This window comes from Bacillus sp. V5-8f (genome assembly GCF_002863565.1).
Taxonomy (GTDB): domain Bacteria; phylum Bacillota; class Bacilli; order Bacillales; family DSM-1321; genus Peribacillus.
Genome location: NZ_PGUW01000004.1, coordinates 676142 through 694061, shown reverse-complemented (window position 1 = coordinate 694061; position 17920 = coordinate 676142). Strand labels below are relative to the sequence as shown.

General features: G+C 42.6%; 14 protein-coding genes and 1 riboswitch. Of the genes, 1 reads left to right on the top strand and 13 read right to left on the bottom strand.

Going from position 1 to position 17920, the window contains the following annotated elements; genetic code table 11:
- Positions 1-169: 169 nt before the first annotated feature.
- Genes CUU64_RS07410 through CUU64_RS07380 form a run of 7 tightly spaced genes read right to left on the bottom strand, consistent with a single transcriptional unit; the run spans position 170 to position 8778 of the window.
- Entirely contained in the window at positions 170-1726 is a 1557-nt protein-coding gene (locus tag CUU64_RS07410) for an acyl-CoA carboxylase subunit beta (RefSeq protein WP_101632870.1), read from the bottom strand.
- 28 nt (positions 1727-1754) lie between these two features.
- Positions 1755-2738: an ABC transporter ATP-binding protein gene (locus tag CUU64_RS07405; RefSeq protein WP_101632869.1), complete on the bottom strand. Its 984-nt coding sequence runs from the start codon at positions 2736-2738 to the stop codon at positions 1755-1757.
- Positions 2731-3744: an ABC transporter ATP-binding protein gene (locus CUU64_RS07400; protein ID WP_101632868.1), complete on the bottom strand. Its 1014-nt coding sequence runs from the start codon at positions 3742-3744 to the stop codon at positions 2731-2733. Before CUU64_RS07400 ends, CUU64_RS07405 begins: the two co-directional genes overlap by 8 nt.
- 11 nt (positions 3745-3755) lie before the next feature.
- On the bottom strand, positions 3756-4595 hold the full coding sequence (locus CUU64_RS07395) for an ABC transporter permease (protein WP_101632867.1): 840 nt from the start codon (positions 4593-4595) through the stop codon (positions 3756-3758).
- 18 nt (positions 4596-4613) lie between these two features.
- On the bottom strand, positions 4614-5561 hold the full coding sequence (locus tag CUU64_RS07390; RefSeq protein WP_101632866.1) for an ABC transporter permease: 948 nt from the start codon (positions 5559-5561) through the stop codon (positions 4614-4616).
- A 24-nt stretch (positions 5562-5585) separates the two neighbouring features.
- On the bottom strand, positions 5586-7142 hold the full coding sequence (locus CUU64_RS07385; RefSeq protein ID WP_101632865.1) for an ABC transporter substrate-binding protein: 1557 nt from the start codon (positions 7140-7142) through the stop codon (positions 5586-5588).
- A gap of 16 nt (positions 7143-7158) precedes the next feature.
- Positions 7159-8778 (bottom strand): AMP-binding protein, encoded by a 1620-nt coding sequence (locus tag CUU64_RS07380; RefSeq protein WP_101632864.1) that lies wholly within the window; start codon positions 8776-8778, stop codon positions 7159-7161.
- Between the two features lie 476 nt (positions 8779-9254).
- Here CUU64_RS07380 and CUU64_RS07375 point away from each other — a divergent pair, with 476 nt between their 5' ends.
- Positions 9255-11333 carry a helix-turn-helix domain-containing protein gene (locus CUU64_RS07375; protein ID WP_101632863.1) on the top strand — a complete coding sequence of 693 codons (2079 nt, stop codon included), beginning with the start codon at positions 9255-9257 and terminating at the stop codon, positions 11331-11333.
- Between the two features lie 455 nt (positions 11334-11788).
- Here CUU64_RS07375 and CUU64_RS07370 read toward each other — a convergent pair whose 3' ends face one another.
- The 6 genes from CUU64_RS07370 to CUU64_RS07345 form a co-directional block, all read right to left on the bottom strand.
- A complete protein-coding gene (locus tag CUU64_RS07370) occupies positions 11789-12988 on the bottom strand; it encodes a phosphoglycerate dehydrogenase (RefSeq protein WP_101632862.1) in 1200 nt (399 codons plus the stop codon).
- Positions 12989-13166: 178 nt separating this feature from the next.
- Positions 13167-13245, bottom strand: a riboswitch (ZMP/ZTP riboswitch).
- Positions 13246-13428: 183 nt separating this feature from the next.
- Complete coding sequence (locus CUU64_RS07365; protein ID WP_101632861.1) at positions 13429-14775, bottom strand: short-chain fatty acid transporter; 1347 nt, start codon at positions 14773-14775, stop codon at positions 13429-13431.
- A 29-nt stretch (positions 14776-14804) separates the two neighbouring features.
- On the bottom strand, positions 14805-15545 hold the full coding sequence (locus CUU64_RS07360; RefSeq protein WP_101632860.1) for a cyclase family protein: 741 nt from the start codon (positions 15543-15545) through the stop codon (positions 14805-14807).
- A gap of 32 nt (positions 15546-15577) precedes the next feature.
- A complete protein-coding gene (locus tag CUU64_RS07355; RefSeq protein ID WP_180954497.1) occupies positions 15578-16348 on the bottom strand; it encodes an SDR family NAD(P)-dependent oxidoreductase in 771 nt (256 codons plus the stop codon).
- Between the two features lie 37 nt (positions 16349-16385).
- Entirely contained in the window at positions 16386-16739 is a 354-nt protein-coding gene (locus CUU64_RS07350) for a Rieske (2Fe-2S) protein (protein WP_101632858.1), read from the bottom strand.
- 79 nt (positions 16740-16818) lie between these two features.
- A complete protein-coding gene (locus tag CUU64_RS07345) occupies positions 16819-17895 on the bottom strand; it encodes an amidohydrolase family protein (protein WP_101632857.1) in 1077 nt (358 codons plus the stop codon).
- Positions 17896-17920 lie beyond the last annotated feature (25 nt).

The window sequence follows — 17920 nt, the reverse complement described above, 5'->3', positions numbered from 1 at the left end:
GTCTCGATAATAAGATGATGTGAACAAGATCGTACTGGAGCTGCAAATTTACAAAGGGAGTTTTTAAAAAGGAGACCATAGTGAAACTCTATTTTTATGGCCTAAGTCCCTCTCTATTAGAAGTAAAGTTACACTTTACACAAAAATTGAGATTGGTTCATTTTACAGACTAAGGCCTCATTCCATGATGGGAAAGGCCCAGCTGTTGAGGAAGAAGACGATAGGCATCCTTCACCCAATCACAAAGCAAAGGGCGTGTATCCCTTGGATCGATGATTTCTTCTACACCAAAAGCTTCTGCCGTACGGAAAGGAGAACGAACCGATTCCATTCGTTCCAGTATTTCCTGCAATAATGCACCTGGATTTTCACTTGCCTCAAGTTCCCGGCGGTAAGCAACCTGAACGCCTCCCTCGACCGGAAGTGAACCCCAATCACCTGAGGGCCATGCATAACGTAAGTTTAAACCATGTCCATTCGTCATTCCGGCTCCGCCTACACCAAATACCCTGCGCATAATGATTTCTATCATGGGTACAGTCGCTTGATATACCGCTGCAATTGCCCGAACCCCTTTTCGAATTGTTCCCTTTTGTTCGGATTGGATACCAATGACCATGCCAGGCTGATCCACCAGGTTTACGATCGGTAAATGGAACGTCTGGCACAGGTCAACAAAGCGCTGAAGTTTTTCTGAACTTTCTGCTGTTAGTCCTCCTCCGTTCATATTAGGATCTGGTGCTATTACGCCAACTGGATGGCCATCTAGCCTGGCAAAGCATGTAACAGTACCTCCACCATAATAGCGGCCCATCTCAAAAATACTGCCTTCATCAAATATCATAGGTAAGATATCACGAATTTTGTATGTCTTCCTTCGGTTTCTAGGTATCACCGAAATCAATCGGTCATCCCTGCGGTCGATGACATCTTCAGTAGGTAAAACAGGAGGCAGCTCCCACACACTCGACGGCAGATAAGACAGAAAACGGCGAATTTGATGGAAGGCATCTTCTTCCGATTTTGCTATATTATCTACAGCCCCGCTCGAACGGTGTACTCGAATACCACCTAACTCCTCCTTAGTCACATTCTGTCCCATTCCATATTTCACGACCGGAGGACCGGCTACAAAAAGCTGGGAGGTTTCCTCTACCATGACTGAAAAGTGGGAGGCAGCGACCCTTGCGGCACCTAACCCCGCTACTGAACCCATGCAAGCAGCTACAACCGGAACACGTTCCATATTAGCCACTACCAAATCCCAAGCCGGGTTGACAGGAACGTAAGTGTGGCCATGCATATCCAGAACCTTAACGCTCCCCCCTCCCCCTGTGCCGTCTACAAGCCGGATGATTGGAAGTTGAAGGTCATGTGCCATGCGTTCTGCATAATGCTGTTTCCCGTATATTGCTCCATCAGCAGCACCTCCGCGGACTGTGAAGTCATCTGCACCGACAACAACTTTTCGGCCTTCGATTTTTCCAGTCCCCAAGATAAAATTCGCTGGGGTAAAGTCGATCATTTCACCTGTCTCATTATATTTTGCTTTTCCAGCAATCGCTCCAGTTTCATGGAAGGAGTCTTGGTCAAGCAGCTTATCTATCCTTTCCCTGACAGTCAGTTTTCCTCGCGATTTATGCTTCTCAATTCTTTCCGTGCCTCCCATTTGCTTCGCTAATTCTTCGCGATGACGAAGTTCGCTGATCTCCGGCTCCCAATTCATCTTATTCCTCCTAAAACTGTTATTTTTCTCATGAGTACGTTTGGTCACCATATAAAAAACATGCAGCATGTCTTCCTTCACCTGTTTTAATAAGTGGCGGCTCTTCTTGTTTGCAACGGTCGTGAACCAAGGGACAGCGTGTATGGAACCTGCAGCCTGCGGGAGGATTTGCCGGACTTGGAAGATCCCCGGAAAGGATGATTCTTTCACGGTTCCTCAGCGAGGGATCTGGCTCCGGAACAGCAGATATCAAAGCTTTTGTGTAAGGATGAAGGGGAGATTCAAACAACTGGTCCGTTTTTGCTACTTCCATTACTTTTCCAAGGTACATCACCACTGTCCGGTCACTAATATGCTTAACTGCCTGAAGGCCGTGGGCAATGAATATATAGGAAAGATTCATCTCTTCCTGTATATCCTTTAAAAGGTTTAAGATCTGGGCTTGAATGGAAACATCAAGAGCAGAAACGGGTTCATCACATACAATTAACCGTGGATTCAAAGCCAAGGCCCTCGCAATCCCAATTCTTTGACGTTGTCCGCCAGAGAATTCTTCCGGATAACGTGTACCATGGCTGGAAGTTAAACCAACCCGTTCAAGAAGTTCATCTACACGCCGTTTTCGTTCCTTGCTAGTTCCAATACGGTGAAGAATTAAAGGCTCAGCAATGATATTTGTCACAGTCATCCTTGGATTAAGTGAAGAATAGGGGTCCTGGAATATCATCTGGATTTTTTTACCTACCTCAAATTTGTTTCTTCCTTTGGACAACAGTGGTTTCCCTTCAAAAAGAACCTGGCCTTCTGTTGGAGCGTGCAGCCCTACCACCATTCGGCCCAAGGTAGATTTTCCGCAACCCGATTCACCAACCAAACCCAATGTTTCACCGGGATTCACCTCAAGAGTTATTCCATCCACGGCTTTTAGCCATTTATCCTTCTTCCCAAACAATCCGCTTCCGACAGGATAATATTTTCTTACATTTTTTATGGAGACTAATGGTTCAAGCATGATTGGCCACCTCTTTTGTTTTTACCTCCAAAGGGTTCCAACAGGAAACACGGTTTTGCCGGTCTATTTGTTCAAGAACTGGAGCGTTGGTGAGACATTCACTAGTCGCATAGCCGCAACGGGTTTGAAAATTACAACCCTTTGGAAGTTCCAGAGGACTCGGAACTACCCCAGGAATAGCTTGCAAGCGGCTTTCCGATGCTCCCCTGAGCTTTGGTACACTATCAAGGAGGCCTTTCGTATAAGGATGCTTCGGACTTTCGAAAATGGAAAACACGTCGCCTTCTTCCACAATTTCACCACAATACATGACAAGCACCCTATCGGCTATCTCTGCTACTACTCCAAGATCATGGGTGATGAGCAAAATAGAGACCCCTGTCTCTTTCTGCAAATCGCGCATGATCGTAAGAATTTGGGCCTGAATCGTTACATCAAGTGCAGTAGTAGGTTCATCTGCAATCAATAAGGAAGGACTGCATGCCAGTGCCATTGCAATCATGACGCGCTGCCTCATGCCACCGGATAACTGGTGGGGATAATCCATAACCCTTCTGCCGGCATCGGGTATACCGACCTTTGTCAACAATTCTTCAACCAACGGGAGTGCTTTTTTATAACTTAAACCTTGATGCAGCTGTATTGGTTCAGCAATTTGAGTTCCTATCTTTTGGAGGGGATTTAAGGATGACATTGGATCTTGAAAAATCATGGATATTTCGTTGCCGCGGATTTTTTTTAACTGTCGTTTCTTCATTTGCAGCAAATTTTCGCCTTTAAATAAGATGCTGCTATTTTTCCCATACTGAATGGTTGGGGCATTCAAACCCATTATCGATAGAGCGGTAACACTTTTCCCGCTTCCGGACTCCCCTACGAGCGCTACAATTTCTCCTCTGCCTATATGGAATGAAACATCATTGACCGCATTTATATTCCCTCTCGACGATGGAAAATAGGATTTTAGATTTTTCACTTCTAATAATGTTTCATAGTGGCTCTTCAAATCTTCCCCTCCTAATTGCGCTTAATTTTTGGATCGACGGCAACCCGTAGTCCGTCGCCAAAAAAGTTACCAGCTAATACGGAGACCAAAATGGCTAATCCAGGGAAAACCATCATCAATGGGTTGACAGCAATCATGCTGTAAGCTTGGTGAAGCATCCCGCCCCAACTGATTTGAGGGGACTGAGCCCCCATTCCCAGAAAGCTTAGTGACGCCTCAACTAAAATGGCCAGACTGAAGCTAAAAGACGCCTGAACAATGATTGGCGAGGCTATGTTAGGGAGAATATGCCGAATCATAATCCAAATGGGTCCTGCACCGGAAATTTTGGATGCTTCCACGTAGGGCTCACGCCTAACCTGTAGGGTCTGCCCCCTCGCCAATCTTGCAAATTGAGGGGTAAAGATAATTCCGATGGCAATCATTGCATTCCATAAACTTACCCCAAGTGCACCAGTGATTCCTAAGGCAAGCAGGATGGCTGGAAAAGAAAGAATGGCATCGACAATCCGCATAAAGATATCATCCACTATGCCTCCCAAATACCCTGAAATAATTCCTAATGGCACACCAATAAAAAGGGGAATGATTATTGCAACTAATCCTGCTTGAATCGCAGCCTGACCACCTAGCAGGAGCCGGCTGAAGATATCTCTTCCCAGCTCATCTGTACCAAACCAATGGGTACCATTTGGCGGTAACATTAAATTGTTTAAATTTTGGGCATCTGGATCAAAGGGAGCCAAATGCCGGGCGAATATAGATACCAGTATCAGTAATACAAGATAGATTAGACTGACGAAGGCAAGACGCTCCTTTACGAGTCGACGGCCGATCATTCGAACATTCATCTGACCCCTCCCTCTTTTTCAATCAAATTCAATTCGCGGATCCAGGAGACCGTATAGAACATCTGTAACAAAGTTAATGATAAGCACCATTACTACCATGACGAGCACTACCCCTTGCAGCATGGGGAAATCTCTTTGCAGAATGGAATGAACAGCCAGCTGTCCCATTCCTGGAATGGCAAACACATTTTCAACTACCACTGTGGCTCCAAGCATATTTCCGAATAACAGGCCTGCTGTCGTAACTACCGGAAGCATGGCATTCCTTAGCCCGTGCTTCCAAATGACTGCCCACAACAACAACCCTTTTGAATAAGCAGTTCGAATATAGTCGGTGTCCAATACCTCAACAAGAGAGGAGCGTAATTGACGAGTGATTTGAGCGGCTCCAAAAGCCCCTAGGCAAAAGGCTGGAAGGAGCACACTTTGTACAAATCCTGCGGGACTTTCAAATAGGCTAATAAAACCAGTGGCAGGAAGCCACCCTAGCTTGACACTGAAAAGGACAACTAACAACATGGCTAACCAAAAGTTAGGGATGGCCGTACCGAGAGTACCAAAAAACCTGGCAACATAGTCCATCCAGCTATTAGGTTTGATAATAGAAGTGATGGCAAAGAACATACCGATTACAAATGAGAAAACCATAGCTGTCATGACGATCTGTAGAGTTACGCCAAGTCTTGAAAAAACAGCTTCACTTACGATCTCGCCAGTGAAAAGTGATCTCCCAAGGTCGCCTTGAAAGGCATGTAACAGCCAATTCCCATATTGAACCAATAGAGGTTGATCCAGACCCAGTTGACTCCTCAACTGGGCCAGTTTTTCTTCCGTAGCATTGTCCCCTAGCAGTGCAATGGCAGGATCACCAGGTATAAGTAAAATCAAGGAAAAGACTACCATTGTAGTAACAATTAGCATTGGTATCACATACATTACACGTCTTAGAAGGAATTTAAGAAACATTGTCTTCCTCTCCTTTCTGGACCATTATCGTTTTTCTAGCCATAGGAAAGAAATCTTAGGCTTGCCCAACAATGTTCCTTCAAAACCATTCACATCTAATGACATGGCTGCAGTGGAAGGAGTGAAGATGATCGGCACAGTCATGGATTCATCCAGCAGCGACATCTGGTTGATCTCTCCATATAATTTTGCTCGTTCCTTCTGGTCAGAAGTGCCTGCCGCTTGTGTTATCAACTGTTCTTTGTTTGGAGTCGTTTCCCCGCCAACATTGTAGAAGCCTTTTCCGGCAAGGAATAGATTGATTGTCTGTTGCGGGTCCGGACGGCCGGTCCATGAAGTTAGATTAGCCGGAAGTTGTTTTTCATTGAAATACAGGGCTACGCCTTTAGTAAGCTCCATCGGCAATATATTAATATTGAATCCGGCTTCCTTTACTTGACCTTTAATCGCTTCACCTAGCCGCTGATAGAATGAAGAAGTCGGCACAAACATGTCAAATGTCACATTTTCCACACCTGCTGTTTTCAAAAGTTCTTTTGATTTAGCCGGATCGTATGGAATCTTCATATCTGGACTTGCTGCCCAATATTCTTTCGGAAAGGTTTGATACGCAGGCTCTCCTGCACCGAATGTCAAAGCCTTAACCAACGCCTCGCGGTCGATGGCAAGTTGTAACGCCTGCCTTACTTCCTTTTTATCGAATGGAGGCATTTTCGTATTTAGGTAGATATTATAAAAAGCTACTTTCATTTTTGTATCCATTTTGATGGTTTTGTCATTTTTTAATACCTGGCTATTATCTGGAGAAACATTCCAATAAAACTGCACTTGTCCTGATTTCAAGGCATTCATACGAGTATTTTCATCAGGCATGATCTTTGCTGTAATCTTATCAAGGTAAGGAAGGCCTTCCTGCCAATAGTCTTGATTGGCTTCAAATTGTATTTCACCGTTTCGGATCCACTTAACCATCTTATATGGCCCTGTGCCAACAGGATTCTGAGCGTAGTCAGCTCCATATTTCTTAACGGCTGTTGGGGAAACCATCATTCCCGAACGGTCCGAAAGGGCTAAAACAATGGATGAATCAGGTTGTTTAAGATGTAACTTTACCGTTTCCTGGTCCACCACTTCCACAGTTTCCACACTTATTAAGTCAGACACCTTTGAATCTGCAGACCTGACCCTGTCAAGGTTAAACTTGACGGCGTCAGCATTAAAAGGTGATCCGTCATGAAATGTAACACCCTTTTTCAAGTGAAGAATTAGAGTTTTATTATCGGGTGCTTCCCATGATTCAGCCAGACCTGGTTGTGGTTCTAATTTGTCATTATAGTTCACAAGTGTGTCGTATACAGGATATAACAGCGGATGGTCATTTCCTGAGTTACCCAGAATCGGGTCATAGTTACTGATATCAGAATCGTAAGCAACCACTAGGCTGCCACCTTTTTTCGGGCCGCTGCTACTCTGTTTTTCGGAGGTATTACCTGTGGTGTTCGTGCTAGAATTAGAGCAGCCTGCAATCATCAAAATCGAGGATAAGAGAATGGCAAAGAATACTTTTGTCACCTTCTTCATAAACCTTTTGACCTCCTTAAATAATTTTCGTTTGTTCTTCTTCCTTTAGCATTCTGCGAAGCAATTTACCAGTACTCGTTTTAGGAAGGCTCTCCCTAAATTCCATGTGGCGCGGGTATTTATAAGCTGCCATCTTTTCTCGGCTCCAATCTATGATGTCCTCCGGTGATACCTTATCCTTATAGTCTTGGTGAATTACCACGAATGCCTTGACTGATTCCCCCCGTACTGAATCAGGAACTCCCACTACAGCCGCTTGTGCTACAGCAGGATGGTTAATCAGCATCAATTCCACCTCTTCCGGAAACACGCTATACCCTGAACATTTAATCATTTCCTTTACTCGTCCAAGAAAATAAAGGTAACCGTCTTCATCGAGCTTTCCAATATCACCTGTGAAGAGCCATCCATCACGCAGCGCTTTGGCTGTTGCTTCTGGTTTATTAAAGTATCCCTTAAACACTCCGGGGCTCTTAATAATAATTTCTCCCTCCTGCCCATTCGGAAGCTCGCTTGGAAAATCATCGAGTGACACGATCTTAATTTCAGTTCCAATGGGCGGCTTACCGGTAGTCCCGAACTTTACTGCATCAGGAGGCATTATGGCATCGGCAGTATGGGTTTCACTTAATCCGTACGCGGATTCAAATAGAATAACACCAGTCAGCTCTTTCCATTGATTCGATATTTCTTCTGAAAGCTGTATACCGAAGCTGGTGCAAGAATTCATTCGTAAAGAACTAAAATCCACATGTTTAGAATGCGGATCATTCATTATGGCCACATTCATTGGCACTACCGTCTGTGCGACGGTGATATGGTATCGTTCCATAACGTCCAATGCGGACTCTGTGGTAAACCGATACATTAAAACCGTTGTCCCGCCTGAAAAAATCGTGACATTCATCGCAAGCATTCCTGCAATATGGCAAATTGGCATAACAGAGTATGAAACATCCTTACCGGTAAATCCCCGGGTTTGTGCCACAGCACGGGATTTATACAAAGCATTACGATACGTTAACATCGCTCCTTTAGGCAATCCAGTTGAACCGGATGTGTATACAATAAGACAAACATCTTCATTCATCTCAAGATCAACAGTCGGGAAATCTGAAGGACTGCTTTCAAGCAGTTCGGAAAGATCATATGTCCCAGAATAAAATTGTTTCTCTATTATTTCTTCTGGGAACGCCGGTGTGGGAATGCTTGGAAGGAAGTCTAATAGACTAGTAGTAATAACGATTTCAACTGCGGTTTTTGGAAGTACGATATCTACAATGGGATACAGTTGATCAAGTGCTATAATTGCTTTTGCCTGAAGGTCGGTCAGTTCATACTCCAGTTCCCACTCTTTGAACATAGGGCTGCATGGTCCGACTATGGCTCCTATTTTTTGTATTCCATAAAAACAAATGAGAAATTGCGGGCAATTGGGTAAAAAAAGAGCCACTTTATCCCCTTTTCTGATTCCTTTCGACAAAAGGAAGTTAGCAAAACGATTCGATAAATCATCGAGTTCCTTATAGGAAATATATCGTCCGTAATAGATAATGGCTGCTTTTTCAGGAGTTGCAATAGCATGATGACGAAGGAATTGATGAAGTGGCTGATCGTTAACAGTAAATACATCCAAAGTATTTACCCCTCCTAAGATTATTTGAATTTCTTAAATAATTTTCACCCCTTGTTAATCACAGCAATTCTTTCTTCTGTTCTTGAAAGATAATGTGCAGACTCTTACTGGCCTACAGGATAATACGCAAGAGCAGTTCACTTCTGTTTTTTAATGATAGATAAAAAGTAAGCTGAATAACTACTAGATGATGGATAGAAAAAATGGAGAACGAAGGTGGACAGTTATATTCTGGTAGATTGATAACTCTGAAGCACTGTTGTAATGTGCGTATGTATTAAAGAAGACAGGGTTTTACCTCATACAAATACAAGATAAAAGTACAAACATAAAGTAACCGCTTACATTTCTGAGAAAAATGTCTAAATATTCTGTCTTTACGGTAAGTATATATAATTGCTAAAATGTAATCAATGTGAGGTATTCCACTCTTTTGGTGTATAAACTGTAGAATTTTACATTGAGGTGATACTGGTTTGTTAAATAAGACACTGGTGAGTTCCTTTTTATCCAGAAATCTATCCGTATATTCCTACCAGATTTGGATTTTTGAGCCGAAGCTTCATGTATGGACTCTATTTCATTGTGAAGGAAGCAAAATGGAATTGTCTTCTGATTTCGATTATGAAAGCTGCATAAAATTAGAGAAAACTAACTCCCTCACCTTAAGCTATCCACAAGATTTTAAAGTAACCATCATAAGTACTGAAAATTTACTCTCACCTGATATTGATACAGTCCAGATTTTATATCACCTTTTGTATCCTGTGTATACACATTTGGCCTTGCGCAATAAGGAAACGGAATTACAAAAATTAATTGATGGTGTCCAGAAAATCAACTCAGCACTTGAATTGGACGAATTATTGACACGGATCCTTGATAACGTGGCAGCTGTGATACCAGGGGCAAATACTTCCGCTCTTTGGATGTATAACCCAGCCATCGACCGTTTAACTTGTAAAGCGTATAGAGGATGGAAAAAAGATATAGAGAAGGTACATTATAAGATTGGTGAGTCGGTAACCGGAAGAACCTACCAGGATGGGAAATCAAGAATTTACTATAAATTCCGCGAAGCAAACGATGCCATGAAGGATACCTCAGAGGATAATATGCATTATTTAAAATCTGCCTTTCATCATTTAACAGTAAAGGCGTGCATGACTGTCCCTATATCATTCCAGGGTGAAATCATTGGCGTCTTGGGGATTCATTTGACCGGCCGTGATTATAGTATCAACGAGTGGGACCTACAGCTGTTGAATAGCCTATGCGCACAAATTGCGATCGCTATTGTAAATGCCAGGCTGTTCACAGAGATTCAACGAAAGAATCATGTCCTTATGAAACGTAACGAAATTCATTCCTCGTTGACAAATCTCTCGTTGCAAAATAAAGGTGCAGAAGCCATTACACAAGAGCTAAATCGTATGGTTAGCCCTTCTCTATTGTTTGTGGATATGACTGAATATGAGTGTTTCCCTAAAAAGCAAAGGAAACAGTTACGGTTTAGCATGGACGAATTATCGAAATTAGTATCCGAGAAAACAAGTCCTATTTATGTTGACCTCTATGATAAGGAGGAACATGCCTTTTATATTTACCCCGTATTAGTAGGAACGATTTGCTTGGGTTGTTTAGTTATTTCCATTACAGAAAGGCCCTTAACCCAACTTGATCATATGTTGCTAGAACAAGGCGGATCTGTACTAGCCTTGGAATTATCCAAAAGACAATCGTTAACTGAAGTTTACTATAAAAAAACACATCAATTCTACGTAGAGCTTTTACAGAACCAGGATGAGCACTTACTATATTCCAAAGGTTTTAACCTGGGCATTGATCTCCATACACATATGTTTGTCACGCTAACCGAAATTCCTAACTATACTGACCTTCAAGTACTAGGAAGATCTGTACATCGTCTTGTATCTACCATCAAGAAAAAGACCCCTGATGTATCCAAAATCGTTTTTGGTGACCACAATCTAATAACCGTACTAATTTCACTGCCAGATCCTGAAAACCTGTCATCAGTCATCAAAAAGCTGAAATCAGTATTGAAGGAATGGGAAATGACTGAAGGCATTCGGCTTTACGGAGGGATCGGTTCGTTATATCAAGGTATTTCCTCTATCTCAAAATCACAAAATGAAGCACACAACGCCCTTTCCTATGTTGCATCTCGTAAACTTCCAGGAATCATTCAGATTACCGATATTGGAATCAATCGGTTATTTCTAAAACAATCTACCGAAGATATTGAAAGGTTCATATTGGAAATCTTCGCTCCATTAGACCTCGCAAAGGGACGTAAAAATGAGTTAGTTGAAACCCTTATTACTTATTTTCAGACAAACCGCTCGACAACAAAAACCGCTGAACTGTTACATCTCCACATAAATACACTGTACCAGCGGCTCAGAAAAATTGAAGAACTAATGGATGTTTCACTAGATGATCCTGACACCCTGTTAAAAATTCATCTCGCATGCCATCTAAGACAGTCATATATGAGCTTGGGGCAGCAAAAAGAAAAAATTCAGACATAGAAAATAAGAGCTACGCAGATGGAATCGCTTTTAATGTACATTTTAAAGTTAGTGATACAAAGTTTAAAGACTGATAAAAACCAGCTACAAAGTGAATACATTGTCTAGTAATTGCTTTTATTGACGCAGAGCCCGGAGTTGTTCTTTCACCTAGAAGAATTGTTACAAATGATCCTTATTGAACCATCGACTGATGGTCATCTGTAAATCGAAAATATACAAAAACAAAAGGGGCTACCCATGTGTCAGTAATTCTGACTCTTGGGTTACCCCCTTTTTAAAGTGCCCTGTGGCCCGCTTTACTAGCTGAATACGGATTCCGGTTAACAGTGAAATTCAAGATTTATCAGCTAAACTCCGGATTTATCGCAGAACCCCAAATTTATCAGCGAAACTTTAGATGTATCACGAAATACATTCACTGCACCCAGGTAGTCATCAAAAGATGCCTTCATTTAAATAACGCGAACCGTAACAATACCATCAATGTTGCAGATTTTTTCCAGCAATCCAGGAATGACATCACCGTTTATTTTATTGTCAATGTCAATCATCGTATATGCATATTCGCCGCGGCTTCTGTTAACCATGTCAGCAATGTTTAAATGATAGCTTGATAAAGCCTGTGTGATCTGTCCAACCATGTTTGGAACGTTTTGGTGGAAAGCTGCCACACGTCTCTTCCCAGTGTAAGGAAGGGAAGTGTTCGGGAAGTTTACTGAGTTTTTGATATTTCCTGTTTCTAAAAATTCTTTTACCTGACGAGCTGCCATAATGGCACAGTTTTCTTCTGACTCTCTTGTAGAGGCCCCAAGGTGTGGAATGGAAACCGTATTTTTCATTCCGATCACATTTTCATTCGGGAAGTCTGTAATATAGCAGCCAACTTTGCCGCTTTCAAGAGCTACTGCCATATCCGTTTCATTTACAAGTTCACCGCGTGAGAAATTCAAAATATGAACGTCTGGCTTCATGATACTGAAAGTCTCTTTGTTAAACATCCCTCTTGTATCATCGGTTAATGGAACATGCACAGTAATATAATCAGAGTTAGCAAACAACTGTTCAAGTGTCATAGCGCGCTGAACGTTACGGGACAGGTTCCAAGCTGTGTCGACAGAAATGAACGGGTCAAATCCAATGACATCCATCTCTAAATCAAGAGCATCATTCGCTACAAGCGCACCGATTGCTCCTAAACCGATTACACCCAGAGTTTTCCCCTTAATTTCTTTTCCTACAAATGCTTTCTTTCCTGCCTCTACAAGCTTTGGAATTTGGTCGCCTTCCCCTTCTAACGTCTTTGTCCAGGCTACACCAGCAAAAAGGTTACGGGATGATGCCATTAGTGTGGTTAGTACCATTTCTTTTACAGCATTGGCATTGGCACCAGGAGTATTGAAAACGACAATTCCTTGCTCTGTACACTTGTCGACTGGAATATTGTTGACCCCGGCTCCTGCCCGTGCGATTGCTTTTAGATTATCGCCGAATTCCAAAGAATGCATATTGAAGCTGCGAACAACAATGGCATCTGGATTTTCACTATCATTATCGATAGTAAAGGCATCCTTATTGAATACATTTAGTCCGCTTTCTGCAATATTATTTAAGGTTTTGATTGTTTTCACTTTGTCTACAATTACTGAGCTCATGTTGTAGTCTCCTCTTTTTATCTATGATATTTTTAAAATTTCTGAATTAAGCAAACAAGCCTTGGTTAAAGTAAAAATAGCTACTATTGCAATTTTACAATTTTCTATTGGAATGGTAAATAGTATCGACTCCAATATCATCTCCCGGAATACAGAAAGAGGCAAGGGATATTTCCCTTACCTCTGCCCAGGCGAACGGCTGCGACACTATGTGCTCCCTCACGGTTATCCGCGTTTCGCCAGTTACACATAGCCTTTTGAATTGATTTCATTGTAACAAATTCTCACTCAACCTGCTACCGAAATTAGAAATATTTTTAAAAATTATACCAAATTAAAAATGAAAAGTTTCATTTCATTTAATAGATCTTACTCACTAGCAACATATATATAAAAAGACAGCTAACACTATGTCAGCTGCAAAACAATAACTTTATCTACTACCCCATATACCCCCAAATTAACACGGCAGCACTATACACAATCCCGACCCAGATCATCATGATAACAAGGTACCCCATCACGTCTTTTAATTTAAGGCCGGAAATCGCAAGGACTGGCAGGATCCAGAAAGGCTGTACAAGGTCATTCCAGGCATTTCCTAACATAACGGACATGGATGTTTGGCTGAGCGATGCACCCATTTGTTTTGCCGCTTCTATCATAAATGGACCCTGAATAACCCAGTGTCCGCCCCCAGATGGAGCAAAAAAATTAATCACATAAGAGCTCCACAATCCCCAAAGTGGTAATGTTTCTGCACTTGCCACGTCAACAAAAATCCTGGAGATTGTGTCTACTAGCCCCGAACCCGCCATAATGGCCATAATACCTGCATAAAAAGGGTATTGCAAAAGAATTCCTGAAACTGTTTTAATTCCTTCATTTAATTGAGTCACATAGTTTGCGGGTGTTCCCAAAAGCAAGATTCCACCAAACAGAATGATAAAATTAATCGTGTTGAAATCGAGTGTTCCGCCTGTGGCAAAGTGATGGATTATATAGGTATACCCTAAAACACCGATTAAAAGGCTTAAAATTCTGCTGTTGTTCATTTTGGTTGCAAAGGTCACAGGTGTTTGAATGGAGGCGGTCGCTGTGGTGGCAGCTGTCTCTTTGGCAGCAGCATCAAGTGATGGATCCAGTTCAATAATATCCTTCTTGTTCTTTGGATGGAGCATCGCGTTTAATATAGGCAAAGTAATGATGGTAATGAGGGCAGTAACAATCATAGGCCATGTAAAAATCGTTGCGGATAAAGGGATAACTCCCATCTCTTTTTCCATCGGATGGCCTGGTGTTGAAATTAGAACAGGTATACTTCCAGATAGGCCCATGCCATAAAGTGAAAAACCACTGTACGCAGCTGCGATGATGAGCGGGTAATGTACTCCTTTCACCTTTGAGCCCAGCTTTTTTGCGACAATTCCGCCGATGACCAGTCCGAAAGCCCAATTCAGATAGCTTCCAATGCCTCCGACCAAGGTTGCCACAATAATGGCTGTTCTAGGTGTATGCACTAAACTTACCAACTTATCTAATAATCGATTTACCAGCGGGGCACTGGCAAGGACATAGCCCATCGCTAGCATCACACAAATTTGCGTAGTGAACGCGAGCAGGTTCCAGAATCCACTCCCCCAGCTCACGGATGCTGCCAAAATTCCTTGGCCTTCAACAAGTACAGCCAAAAGGATTGTTAGCAACGTTAAACCGATCGCAAATACAAATGGATCAGGCAGATATTTTCTCATCAATTCGGTAAAAAAATTTGTAAGCTTCGACATCACTTTACCTCCTTATTTTTAAAAATGCTCTACTCTACGAATGCCAGGGCACGCACTTGACCTCCTGTGCCACCCAGATAGGGGATAGGTGCACCGGAGAAAAGGAATCTTGATTTGGGAATTCGGTTAATGTTAACGAGATTTTCAATGATGGCGATAAAATCATCATTTGCCAAACCCAGTGACCGGGGCCTTAAGAAATTCATGTGGACGGGAAGAGTAAGTGCTCCTGGTGCGTCGACATTACAATTATCAATCCCGACTGTCTTTACCTTCTTCTCCCTCAGCCATTCACCCGCATCAATGGATAGTCCCATATGATCAAAAGCATATTTCATCGGATCTTTGACAGTGGACCATCCGGTATGAATTAATACAATGTCACCAGGTCGAATACTTGTCCCGGACTTTTCTTCCGCTTCTTTTAAATCCTTAGCGGTCACTTCAGCTTTTGGTCCATACCTGAACGAAACGTCCAGCCACACAGCATCTCCAAAACCGCATTCGATCGGCATTTTATCAATCGTATAATCCGATTTAGGATCACCATGGAAGCAAGCATCCATATGCGTTCCTGTATGTCCGCATATAATGATATTTTCATTTTCGAACGATACCAGGTCGGATTCGTCATAATGATTCACTCTATTAAAATTGCGCCATGCATCATGGCTTCTTGTACCAGACATAAAGTGCGGTGTGTTTCCATGTGCAGGATGCTGAGGCATCCCCTCAAAAATCGGCATTGTCATATCTATTATTTTGGCCATTTAACGACCCCTCCCAGCTACTAAAAATAAAGTCAACCCATGAACCTTCCACCATTAACGTCAATCACCGCGCCATTCATATATTTAGAATCTTGGGAAGCTAGGAAAACAGCTGCAGAAGCAATGTCTTCTTTTTCTCCAAGTTTCCTTGATGGAATTTCACTTATGACCCGCTCTTGTTGCTCTTTTGAGTTTTCCTTATAAAAAAGCTTATGCATTCTTTCTCCGCTGATAATTGTTCCGGGCGCTATTGCATTGACATTTATTCCATGAGGGCCTACCTCGGCAGCCAATCTTCTGGTTAATGACAGGACACCGCCCTTCGCAGCTGCATATGCGACACCGGTTACCAAACTGGCTGTCCTTCCGCCTATGGAAGACATATTGATGATTCTGCCTCCACCATTTTGCTTCATGTACCTAACTGCTGCTTGTGAAGCTAAAAACGTACCCTTAAGATTTACACCCAGAACTTTATCCCAATCTTCTTCCTCAATCTCTTCCAGCACTCTCGGTGTATGTAAGCTTCCTCCTGCATTGTTGACCAGGATATCTATCCTGCCGTGTTTCTCAACGACATGTTCCATCATTCTGAGAACATCACTTTTTTTAGAAACATCGGCGACCACATAGTCTACCTGGTATTCTTCTTGGAGTTCATCAGCGGTGCTCTTTAATAATTCTTCATTCACATCATTCAAGACAACGATAGCGCCCTCTTTTGCAAAACTGGTAGCAATCTCTCTTCCTAACCCTCCGGCAGATCCAGTAACCAAAGCTATTTTGCCATCTAATTTCCCCACCGATTTCACTCCTTTTTTAGAGATTTATATATTTTCTTTAAACATGGACAAAAATAGTACCCTCTTCGCTTGTCACTTGATAGGTCTTCACCCGGACCCTGTCCGGGTCAAACAGCGAGCATCCAGTCCTTATATCAAACTCCCAGCTGTGCCATGGACATTTTAGAATTTCTCCATCCTTTTCCAAATTATATTCTCCCGGCTCTGATGCACTGCAGGTTCCATCCAGCGAACCATCTGAAAGGGCCGGACCTTTATGAGGGCAAACATTGCGCAAAGCAAAAATCTCACCGGTCTTTGACCGTATAACAACGATGGGTGTCCGCTCGATGTTAACCGCTTTCATTTCTCCAGGTTTTAAAAGCGCTTCTTCACATACTGGATGTCTCACTAGTTCCTCCCCCTTTCTTGTGTTTATTAAATCGGATAAAAGATTTTATCCGCATAATGATCATGCACCCTTTTATATGCTAGAGATGGTATAACTCCCGCGCATTTTCAAAAAGGATTTTTTCTTTGAGTCCTTCCGGGATTTTTGGCGGCAGTGTCCTTTTCGGAGAGTCAAAATCCCAATGCGGGTAATCCGTCGAAAATATCAGCATGTTATCGGTTCCCATCATGTCTACAATATCCAGGAAGTGCTTAGTGGAGATATCATTCCATGGCTGGGTGGCAAACCTCATATTGTCGCGGAAGTATTCACTTGGCATCCGCTTGACCCAAGGTGTTTCCTGCCTTAAAGCTTTGTAGGCGGAGTCCATGCGGTTCATCATAAAAGGCACCCACTCAAAGCCTCCCTCTATTATAGCAACCTGTAAATCTGGGAATTTATCAAAAACCCCATTCGTAATTAAGCTGATGACCTGTGTCATGTATGCTTGTGGATGGGCGGAACGCCAGGCCACATAGTAGCGAAGAAAATCATTGCCGGAAACCGTGATGTCAGCAGAAAGATGCATCCCTATTGCTAAACCCATTCGGTTGGCCGCTTCAAAAATAGGATGATAATATGGGTCGCCCCACGCGAAATTTCCGATTGAAAGCATAACCTGAACCATTTGCGGGTGTGTGCCTACTCGTTCTATCTCCCTTACAGCCGCTTGCGGATCACGTGGGATGGTGATAGATCCTAATAATCTCTTATCCTTGTTTAAGAATTTTTCTATGGTGTAGTCGTTATACGCGGAGGCCCTTGCAGCTGCAAACTCAAACCAGCCGGTCGCTACTGTCGCTTCATGAAACCATCCGCCCAAAACGGCATAGGTAATGTCATGTTCATCTAACAATTGCTTTTGCATCAATTCCAGATTCGAGCCTGGCTGGCCGACCTCCGGGAACGCATCATTTCTGTGCTTTGTTCCCTGCCTTACCTGATGGAATGGTACCGTCTTGATCGGCTTCCATTCATAATCGGTAATATACCTTTTCCAATGATCGGATAGATATGGGACTAGATCATGTATCGATGCTAGTTCATGATGGACGTCGGTATCGATTACTTTCATTTTTTTTCGTTGAATCTCTGAACTTGAATGCTGCGTCTCCATTCTCTTTCCTCCTCGTCCTAGAGTT